Origin of the sequence: Thiohalorhabdus sp. (assembly GCF_046545655.1) — a bacterium.
Taxonomy (GTDB): domain Bacteria; phylum Pseudomonadota; class Gammaproteobacteria; order Thiohalorhabdales; family Thiohalorhabdaceae; genus Thiohalorhabdus.
This window is the reverse complement of sequence record NZ_JBKGZG010000060.1, coordinates 1-9,139: the sequence shown is the minus strand read 5'-3', so window position 1 is coordinate 9,139 and position 9,139 is coordinate 1. Positions and strand designations below refer to the sequence as shown.

The window sequence follows — 9,139 nt, the reverse complement described above, 5'->3', positions numbered from 1 at the left end:
CCCCACAAACCACAGAGCCTACAACGCTTCCTCATCCCAGATTGTTAAAGAGCGATAAAGCGAAATTGGTAGCGGGGACAGGATTTGAACCTGTGACCTTCGGGTTATGAGCCCGACGAGCTACCAGACTGCTCCACCCCGCAATCGAATTCGGTTTTCGGCCTCACCGTGCGGCGTTCCGCGCTGTGAGAAGAATAACTTTAGACAACCCGAAAAGCCCCGTCAACCATCTTTTGGAACTTCTTTTTCGGGGCCACCCCGATCATCTGGGCTGTCACCGAAAGGGTGACGTAATCTAACGATCTCGGCGGGGACCGTCAACACCTTTTCGAGGGGCTTGTTTTCCCTTACTTCTGCCCCCATTTTGGATGCCGCCAAGGCTCCACACCGTTGGCACTGCAAAGGAGTTATGCTGCCTTGGACGGAGAGGCTTTTCAACCCCGCCGTAGAACCGGGGCGCGGGAACCCTGAGACCATCCCTTTCGGGCTTGGTTCCACTCCGGAGCCCGTTTGCCTCTCCGGGGGCAGCCGCCTTTTCCCAGTATCCCGGTCAGGTTATCCTTTATCCATGGATTCGACCCAGGAGCACCGCCGAATGGAGCCTTTTGACAAAGCCCATGCCCAGGATTGGGGCTACCTCCTGAACCTGGTGGGGCGCCACGCCAAATACGGCGGTGAGCCCTACACCGTCCTCGATGTGCTGCCGGAGGGCCCCCAGCTCGTCCTGCAGCACGCGCGGGAGCAGAGCATCCAGTCGGACTTGCAGGGGCGACCCTATCGCCGTGTGCCCCGGACAGTGTGCATCCAGACCCGGGATATCGACGGCAGCCCGAGCGACCTGCTCGATCTCCTCTACCTCGAGGAGCCCTCCCGATAAAAGAGCCCTCCCCGGGGGGGAGGGCTTCGCTTCCCGAAGCATGGCGGGCTCAGGAGGCGCGGTTGATGTCCGCCTCGATAATGCTCCGCGCCTCGGAGGCCCCCTTCCAGTCCTTAACCTTGACCCACTTGCCGGGCTCGAGGTCCTTGTAATGCTCGAAGAAGTGCTTGATGGAGTTGCGCAGGGACTCCGGGATATCGTTCACGTCCTGAATATCCACGTAGCCGTTGTCCACCTTCTCGTGCGGGACCGCCAGGATCTTGGCGTCCACCCCCGACTCGTCCTCCATCTCCAGGATGCCCACGGGCCGGGCGCGCAGGATGGAGCCGGGGTACACGGCTTCCCGGGAGACCACCAGAACGTCAGTGGGATCGTCGTCCTCGGAGAGGGTATTGGGGACAAAACCGTAGTTCAGCGGGTAGTACATGGGGGTGAACAGGAACCGGTCCACCTCCACCATGCCGGAATCCTTGTCGATCTCGTACTTGACCGCGGACCCCTGCGGGATCTCGATCACCACGTTGATGTCCGCCGGCGGCTCCTTGCCCGCCTTCACCTTGCTCAGGTCCATCGAGCTTTCTCCTCGTTGACGTTCGTTTATTGATGCGAGCCGGATTCGGTTCGGACCAGACGGCGTTCCGCCTCGGCCAGGTCCTCGGGGGTGTCCACTCCCAGGCCGGGGGGATGAGCGCACTCGATCACCCGCAGGCGCACACCGTTCTCCAGGGCGCGCAGTTGTTCGAGGGCCTCGTGCTGCTCCAGGGCGGTGGGGGGCCAGCCCGCAAACGTGCGAAGGAACCCGGCGCGGTAGGCGTAGACGCCGATGTGCAGCCGGAAGCCCTCGGGCGGAGCCGTCCCGTCCGGCCCCTCGCTCCCCGGCCATTCCCCGCCCAGCACATCCCGGGGCCAGGGCACCGGCGCCCGGGAGAAATACAGGGCATCGCCCCGGGCGTCGGTAACCACCTTGACGCAATTGGGATCCAGCACCCGCCGCCAGTCCCGCAGGGGATGCGCGGCGGTAGCCATGTCCCGCACGGGCTCGGCCTCCAGGGCAGCCGCCGTTTCCCGGATCAGGTCCGGCGGCATGAACGGCTCGTCCCCCTGCACGTTCACCACCGACTCCCCGTCCGCCAGCCCCAGAGCACGGGCCGCATCCGCCAGCCGATCGGTTCCGCTGGCGCACTGCGGCGAGGTCAGCACGGCCTCCCCGCCCCACTTCCGCACGGTTTCCGCCACACGCTCGTCGTCGGTGGCCACCGCCACGCGGCGGGCCCCGCTCTCCCAAGCCCGCTCCAGAACCCGGCACACCAGGGGCGCCCCGCCAAGCTCCCGGAGCGGCTTCCCGGGAAGGCGGCTGGCGTGGTAGCGGGCCGGGATCAGGACCGTGAAGTCGGTCAATCCTTCTCCTCGGCGCCGGCCTCCAGGGAGCGGGCCTCATCGGGCAGCATGACGGGGATGTCGTCCTGGATGGGGTATTCGAGCTTGCACTTGTGACAGACCAGTCCGTTCTTTTCCCGGTTCAGCTCCACCTCGGCCTTGCAGACGGGGCAGACCAGGATGTCCAGCAGCTTGCGGTCCAGCATGGGATCCTCCTCCGGGGGTTGGCGGTGGGTTACGGGCGTGGTTCAGGATACACCGGGCGCTCCCCCCCACGGCAAATCCGCCAGCCAGGGCCCAGGGTCCGGCTCCAGGCGCGCATCCACCCGGAGCGCCCAGCCGCCGATCCCCAGCTCGGCGAGCTTCACGGCGTCCTTCTCGGTGGTGACCAGGGCTTCCCCCCCCTCCAGCCCCACCTCCCCGGGTTGGTAGCTATGGTGATCCGGAAAGGGGTATGGGACCACTTCGGCGCCCAGCGTGCGCAGGGTGGCGAAGAAGCGCATCGGATCCCCGATGCCGGCCAGGGCGTGTACGCGTCGCCCCCGCAGCCAATCCAGGGACTCCCGGGCGCCGGGCTCCCGCACGCCGCGCAGGCCCTGGGGGGACAGGGTCATGCGCAGGTCCTCCCGCGGACCCGCCCCCTCTCCTTCGCCGTGCAGGACCACGGCGTCGGCGTCGGCGAGGGCGGAGGCCGGCTCCCGCAGCGGACCGGCGGGGAGACACCGCCCATTACCCAGCCCCCGGTGGGCGTCCACCACCACAAAGGATCGATGGCGGGGCAGAGACAGCCGCTGGAAGCCGTCATCGGCCACCACGCAGTCGGCCCCCAGGCGGGCGGCGGCGCGCACCGCCTCGGAACGGTCCGCCCCCACCACCACCGGCACCGGAAGGCGGTCGGCCATCAAGGCCGGCTCGTCCCCGCAGAGGCCCACGGGAAGGGTGCGCCCCTGCCCGTCGGACACGACACGGACCGCGCCATCCCGGCGTCCGTAACCCCGGCTTACCACCGCCGGGCGGCGGCCTCGGGCCAGCAGATGCTCCACCAGGGCAATCACCAGGGGCGTCTTTCCCGTGCCGCCCACGGTGAGGTTGCCGACCACCACCACCGGCACCGGCACGGGGTCCGGCCGGCGCCAGCCGCGACGGTACAGGCCCCGGCGGATCCGCATGGCGGCCCCATACAGGCCACCCAGGGGGCGCAGCAGGTCGCTGAGGAGACCTCCCTGGTACCACTGCCGGGTCAGGGCCCTCACCAGCGGTCCACCCAGCGGTCGAGGATCGCCATGGCCTGCTCCGCGCGTCGCCGAGCCTCCCAGAAGGTGCGCCGCGTGCGCGCCTGCTGGTCCCGCCAGGCGAAGGCCTCGCCCGCCCAGTGCCCCCACTGGCGCTCCGCCTCCCCCCAGTCCGTGGCGACCACCGCGCCCGCCTCCGGGTCCACCCCCAGGTCCCGCAGGGTCGCGGCGGCCTCCGGCCCCACCACCAGGGGCAGCCCGCTGGCCAGGGCCTGCCACAGGGCCGTGCGCCGCCCCTTCCACAGGCAGCCCGCGAAGGCCGAGGCGCTCACCGCGGGGAGCCAGCGATCCTCGTCCATCCACACCACGGTGCCCGGCTCCACCGGATCGCGCGCCCGGTCCCAGTCGGAGAGGCGGACCGCCGCCCTTCCGGGGACTCCTTCCCCACCGGATCCGGTAACCACCAGGGTTCGGTCGCCCGATCCCCACGCATCCAGAAACGCCTCCCGCTGCCCCGCTTCCGCGGGAAGGGCGTCCGTCCACAGCAGGGACCGCCCTTCCCCGGGGATCAGCAGGGAGCGGAAGGTGGGCTCCACATCCGTGCGCGCCAGCAGTACCTCCAGGTCCACCGGCGCCTCGGGCTCGACCCCCATCCCCCGCCAGCGCTCCGCCTGGACCCGGCCCACCGGCAGGACATGCTCGAGCACAAGGCCCCGCGGTAGCCGCCGGGGCGGCTCGCAGCCCACCGCTGTCACCGGTACCCCGGCGGAGGCCACACCCTTCAGGACGTGGTGCGGGGGCAGCTGGCGCACGACCAGAAGGCCGTTGGGCCGGAGCCGGGAGGCTGCCCGCCGCGCCGCACGCTGGTGGTCGGCCACCATCGGCGCCGCGGCCGTCCCGGGGTACTCGCGGAACAGGGGCCGCAGGGTCTCCGCGCAGCCGTCGGCGGCCATCACCACGGCCCGCACGTCCACCCGTACCGAGCGGATCCCCCGCACCATCTCCGCCCCCACCCGGGCCCCGTCGCAATCCGGGGCGTAGACCCAAAGGAGCGGTCCCGGGCCGCCCGGGGCCCGGAACCAGCCCCAGCGCCCCAGGGGACCCTCGGGGCGGCGGCGGATGCGATCGCGGAGGTCCCGGGCCCAGTACAGCGGTGTGCGGGGGTTGGGTGCATGGATCCTCATGCCCGCCGCCCCACCAGCCGGTCCGCGTGGCGGGTCAGCTCCTGCATGGACCGCTCGAGGCCGGCGCGGGCCGCTTCCAGATCCGCCTCCTCTGCCACCCAATGCGGCTCGCCCCAGCAGAACACCCCTCTGGTAAAGGGCCGGGGCAGCAGAAACCGGTCCCAGCTGGAAAACTCCTTGCCGTGGCGGGCACTGAAGCTCACCGGCAGGATGGGATAGCCGGTCCGACGGGCCAGATCGATCACCCCCGACTGGACCTCCCAGGCGGGCCCCCGGGGACCGTCGGGGGTAAAAGCAAAGTCCGTTCCCTCGCGGACCTTGCGAAGCAAGTCGCGCATGGCCTTGAGGGCCCCCCGCCGGCTGGAGCCGCGCACGGAGCCGAAGCCAAAGTGGGCGATGGTGCGGCTGATGAGCTCGCCGTCGCCGTGCTCGCTGATCAGCACGTGCACATGGCGCCGCCCGGCGCGCAGATAAGCAATGGGGATCATCAGCAGGCGGCCGTGCCAGAAGGCCAGGATCACCGGCTGGTCGGAGCGCAGGACGCGCTCCGTGGCCTCGGGAACCTCGGTGCGCCAGCGCACCGACCGGCCCAGGAAGCGCACCAGCCAGGAGGCCAGCCGGGCGGCCCACCGCTGTTGCCGGGGGCCGAGCTTCACGGGGTGCCGGCGGGGCGTGGCGCCCCACCCCCCGCGTGGGCCAGCCGGAGGATCCAGCCCCTGCTCATGTACGGACCCCCCCCGGGCACCTGCGGTGCCCGGGCAGGCACGGGCGAAGGAAAGCGGGGTTGGACCCCGCCGGGGGCTGCGTCCAGCGCATCTGCGATCCAGTCCATTGGGTACGGAGCCGCCTTGGCCTTCGGCGGGGCAGCGATTGTAAACACGGGGCCCCCCATTGGCCAGACCGCCCCGTGCCTGGAATGGCGGCCCCTCAGCCGGTCTCCGCGGACGGCTCGGAGGAGGCGGCGAACTGGGTCTCCCAGAGGTAGGCGTAGATCCCCCCCCTGGCCAGCAGGTCGGCGTGGCTGCCCTGCTCCACCACGCGCCCCGACTCCAGCACGGCGATGGAGTCGGCGCGCTGGATGGTGGCCAGGCGATGGGCGATCACCAGGGTGGTACGATCCTGCATGAGCCGCTCGAGGCCCCGCTGCACCAGCTTCTCCGACTGGGGGTCCAGGCTGGAGGTGGCCTCGTCCAGGATCAGGATGGGGGCGTCGCCGAGCAGGGCCCGGGCAATGGCCAGGCGCTGGCGCTGCCCACCGGACAGCCGCGCCCCGCCCTCGCCCACCACGTGGTCGAGACCGTCCTCGAGCCGGTCCACATACTCCATGACACCGGCGGCGCGGGCCGCCTCCTCCACTTCCTCGCGGGTGGCGTCGGGCCGGCCGTAGGCGATGTTGGCGGCCAGGGTATCGTTGAACAGGACCACCTCCTGGCTGACGATGGCCACCTGATCCCGCAGGAAGTGCAGGTCCAGATCCCCCAGGTCCACCCCGTCCAGGGAGATATGCCCCCGGTCCGGCCGGTAGAACCGCGGCACCAGGTTCACCAGGGTCGACTTCCCCGCCCCGGACAGCCCCACCAGGGCCACCACGTGGCCGGCCGGCACCTCCAGATCGATCCCCTGGAGCACCGGCGCGCCCGGCTCGTACCCGAACCAGACATCCTCGAAGGCCAGCTCCCCCCGAACCCGGTCCAGGGTCCGGGACCCCTCGTTCTTCTCCGGGTGGAAATCCAGCATCTGGAAGATGCGCTCCCCGGCGGCCAGCCCCTGCTGGATGACGGGGTTGATCTGGGTCAGCCGCTTCAGGGGGTCGTACATCATCAGCAGGGCCGCCAGAAACGAGAAGAAGGTGCCCGGCGTGGTCCCGTCCCCGCCGAACATCACCCGGTAGCCGCCGTAGTAGATGACCAGCGCGATGCAGATGGCCGCGGCGATCTCCATAACCGGCACGGAGAGGGCGGTGGCCTGGGCTTTGCGCATGTTCTGCTTGCGGTGGGTCTCGGATTCCTTGTGGAACCGAGCGTGCTCGTAGTCCTCACCGTTGAAGGCCTTGATCACCCGGTTGCCCACCACCCCCTCCTCGATCACCCGGGTCATGGAGGCCCGGGCCAGCTGGGAGGAGCGGCTGCTCTTGCGCAGCTTGCGGGTCAACTTGGCCAGGGGGCCGATGACCAGGGGCAGGCCGATGAGGGAGACCAGGGCCAGCTGCCAGTCGTGGTAGAAGACCAGCCCCAGGAGGAACACGGCGGTGAGGCTGTCCTTGATGAGAGTGCTAAGGCCCCGGGTAATGGAGCGCTCCACCTGGTCCACGTCGTAGGTGAGCCGGGAGATCAGGGTACCGGCGGCGTGCTCGCTGAAGAAGCCGAGGGGCATGTGCAGCAGGCGGGCGAACAGGTCATCGCGCAGCTGACGCATGGCCCGCTGCCCGATCCAGCTCAGCAGATAGGTCTCCAGGTAGTTGGCCACCCCCTTCACCAGGTACAGACCGATGATCCCCAGAGGCAGGAGCAGGAGGAGGGTCTCATTCTCCTCGATGAAGATCTGGTCGATCACCGGCTTGAGCAGGTAGGCCACGCCGGTAGTGGCCCCCGCCACCACGATCATGGCCACCAGGGAGACCGCGAGCCGCGGCCAGTGGGGCCAGACGTAGGCAAGCAGCCGGCCGTAGAGGCTCACGCTGGTCTGGATGGGATTCTCGCTGGCAGGGGTCATGGCGCCTCCGCGGGGTCCGTCTCCCCCGGAGACAGGGCGGAAACGGCCACCCGGCCAAGCCCAGCCTCGGCGCCGGCGTCCATGGCCTCCACCACCGCCCCGTGGCGGGCGTTGCGGTCGGCGCGGATCACCAGCAGGGGGGCCTCCTCGCCCTTCGCGTCCTCCGCATGCCGGCCCAGGGCGGTGGCCAGGTCGGTGTCCTCCTCCAGCTCGTCGCCGTCCACCAGGAAGTCCCCCTCCTCGGTAACCATGACCTCTACCCGTTCGTCGTCGGGGTTGGCCCGGGCGCTGTCCGCCTCGGGGACCTGCACCTGCAGGCCGGTGCGGGACACGAAGGTGGTGGAGATCATGAGGAAGATCAGCAGCAGGAACACCACGTCGATCAGGGGGGTCAGCTCGATGGTGGGGGTGCCGGCGCTGCGGGGACGGAACCTCACGGGCGATCCCCCTGGAGGATCTCCGCCATGCGCAGGGCGTGCTGCTCCATGTCCACCACCAGGCGGTCCAGCTTGGCGTTGAAGTAGCGGTGCATGGCCAGGGCCGGGATGGCAATGGTCATGCCGAAGGCGGTGGTCAGGAGGGCCTGGGAGATGCCCCCGGCCAGTACGCTGGGATCCCCCACCCCCTGGCTGGTGATCACCGAGAACACGTTGATCATGCCGATCACCGTGCCCAGCAGCCCCAGCAAGGGGGAGATGGCGGCGATGGTGCCGAGCAGGGTCAGATAGCGCGACAGATCCGCCACCACGTGGCGGCCGGTCTCCTCGATGGACTCCTTGATGACCTCCCGCCGAAGTCCGGAATTGCGCAGGCCGCTGGCAAGGACCGCGGCGAGCGGGCTGGGATCGCTTTCCGCCCGCTCCCGGGCCTGGCCCAGGTCGCCCCGCTCAAGGTCTGCCTCCAACGCCGCGACCAGATTCGGAGGCAGGATACGGGCGGTGCGCAGGCTGTACAGGCGCTCGGCGATAATGGCCACGGCCAGCAGCGACAGGATGAGAAGCGGCAGCATGATCCATCCGCCGCGGATCAAGAGATCGAGCAAGGGTAGCTTCCTCCGCCTGGGTGCCCCGGAATGCAAAGGCTCACAGTATACAAGGCAGGCAACCATGCCCAAACCCGGCCCCGCCGTCTCCTAGAAAAGGGCCGCCAGGGAAGGCAGGGGCGGAGGAAGGGCCCCGGAGTGCCAGTAGCGATCGGCGCGCTGGCGATACCCCCGCACCCGCGGCTCGGGGGCGAGCCGGATCTCCACCGCCCCGTCGGTGGCGGTGTTCAGGGCGCGTGCGCCCACCCGGTCGTACCGGCCCTCCACTTCCGGACTGGGTAGATCCCAGCGGTTGCCGTACCCCGTGGAATACACCACCCAGTCCGGACGGGTTGCGCGCACGAATGGGGGCGACGAGGAGGTGGTGCTACCGTGGTGGGGCGCCACCACCACGGTCTGCTCCGGCAATTCCCCCGAAGAGAGGATACGTCGCTCCCCGGCGGTCTCCAGGTCGCCGGGAAGCAGCACCCTTTGCTCCGCGGCGGCCACCTCCACCACCCGCGAGGAGGAATTCCCCGTCCCCGAACCACCTTCCGGAGGATGGAGGATCCGGAAACGCACCCCGTCCCAGGACCAGCCGTCCCCGGCGTGGAGAGCGCGCCCTTCTGCGGCCGGCGCCCCCGCCACCTCCCCCACGGGAACCCGGTCCCGAAGACCGGCGCAGCCGCCGTGGTGGTCGTCGTCGCCGTGGCTGACCACCAGCCGGTCCACCGCC

At 69.8% G+C, this 9,139-nt stretch carries 11 protein-coding genes and 1 tRNA gene; 1 reads left to right on the top strand and 11 read right to left on the bottom strand.

The window, feature by feature from the left end:
* Positions 1–66: 66 nt before the first annotated feature.
* Positions 67–143, bottom strand: a tRNA-Met gene (locus ACLFRB_RS11005).
* A gap of 452 nt (positions 144–595) precedes the next feature.
* Between ACLFRB_RS11005 and ACLFRB_RS11000 the strand changes: the two genes are divergently transcribed.
* Positions 596–877: a hypothetical protein gene (locus ACLFRB_RS11000; protein ID WP_411069059.1), complete on the top strand. Its 282-nt coding sequence runs from the start codon at positions 596–598 to the stop codon at positions 875–877.
* Positions 878–926: 49 nt separating this feature from the next.
* Here the strand turns inward: ACLFRB_RS11000 and ppa are convergent, their stop codons facing one another.
* The 10 genes from ppa to ACLFRB_RS10950 all read right to left on the bottom strand — a co-directional run.
* Complete coding sequence (gene ppa, locus ACLFRB_RS10995) at positions 927–1,448, bottom strand: inorganic diphosphatase (protein ID WP_054964659.1); 522 nt, start codon at positions 1,446–1,448, stop codon at positions 927–929.
* Positions 1,449–1,474: 26 nt separating this feature from the next.
* Positions 1,475–2,275, bottom strand: coding sequence for a 3-deoxy-manno-octulosonate cytidylyltransferase (gene kdsB / locus ACLFRB_RS10990; RefSeq protein WP_411069058.1), 801 nt, complete (start codon positions 2,273–2,275; stop codon positions 1,475–1,477).
* Positions 2,272–2,460: a Trm112 family protein gene (locus ACLFRB_RS10985; RefSeq protein WP_411069057.1), complete on the bottom strand. Its 189-nt coding sequence runs from the start codon at positions 2,458–2,460 to the stop codon at positions 2,272–2,274. The genes kdsB and ACLFRB_RS10985 overlap by 4 nt, the downstream gene beginning before the upstream one ends.
* 42 nt (positions 2,461–2,502) lie before the next feature.
* Positions 2,503–3,507: a tetraacyldisaccharide 4'-kinase gene (gene lpxK, locus ACLFRB_RS10980; protein WP_411069056.1), complete on the bottom strand. Its 1,005-nt coding sequence runs from the start codon at positions 3,505–3,507 to the stop codon at positions 2,503–2,505.
* Positions 3,504–4,670, bottom strand: coding sequence for a hypothetical protein (locus ACLFRB_RS10975; protein ID WP_411069055.1), 1,167 nt, complete (start codon positions 4,668–4,670; stop codon positions 3,504–3,506). Before ACLFRB_RS10975 ends, lpxK begins: the two co-directional genes overlap by 4 nt.
* Complete coding sequence (locus ACLFRB_RS10970; protein ID WP_411069054.1) at positions 4,667–5,326, bottom strand: lysophospholipid acyltransferase family protein; 660 nt, start codon at positions 5,324–5,326, stop codon at positions 4,667–4,669. The genes ACLFRB_RS10975 and ACLFRB_RS10970 overlap by 4 nt, the downstream gene beginning before the upstream one ends.
* Before the next feature lie 271 nt (positions 5,327–5,597).
* Positions 5,598–7,382, bottom strand: coding sequence for a lipid A export permease/ATP-binding protein MsbA (msbA, locus tag ACLFRB_RS10965; RefSeq protein WP_411069053.1), 1,785 nt, complete (start codon positions 7,380–7,382; stop codon positions 5,598–5,600).
* Positions 7,379–7,819: an ExbD/TolR family protein gene (locus ACLFRB_RS10960; protein WP_411069052.1), complete on the bottom strand. Its 441-nt coding sequence runs from the start codon at positions 7,817–7,819 to the stop codon at positions 7,379–7,381. Before ACLFRB_RS10960 ends, msbA begins: the two co-directional genes overlap by 4 nt.
* Positions 7,816–8,424: a MotA/TolQ/ExbB proton channel family protein gene (locus tag ACLFRB_RS10955; protein WP_411069051.1), complete on the bottom strand. Its 609-nt coding sequence runs from the start codon at positions 8,422–8,424 to the stop codon at positions 7,816–7,818. Before ACLFRB_RS10955 ends, ACLFRB_RS10960 begins: the two co-directional genes overlap by 4 nt.
* 90 nt (positions 8,425–8,514) lie before the next feature.
* Positions 8,515–9,139: ComEC/Rec2 family competence protein (locus ACLFRB_RS10950; protein ID WP_411069050.1), on the bottom strand; the 625-nt coding region annotated here is incomplete at its 5' end.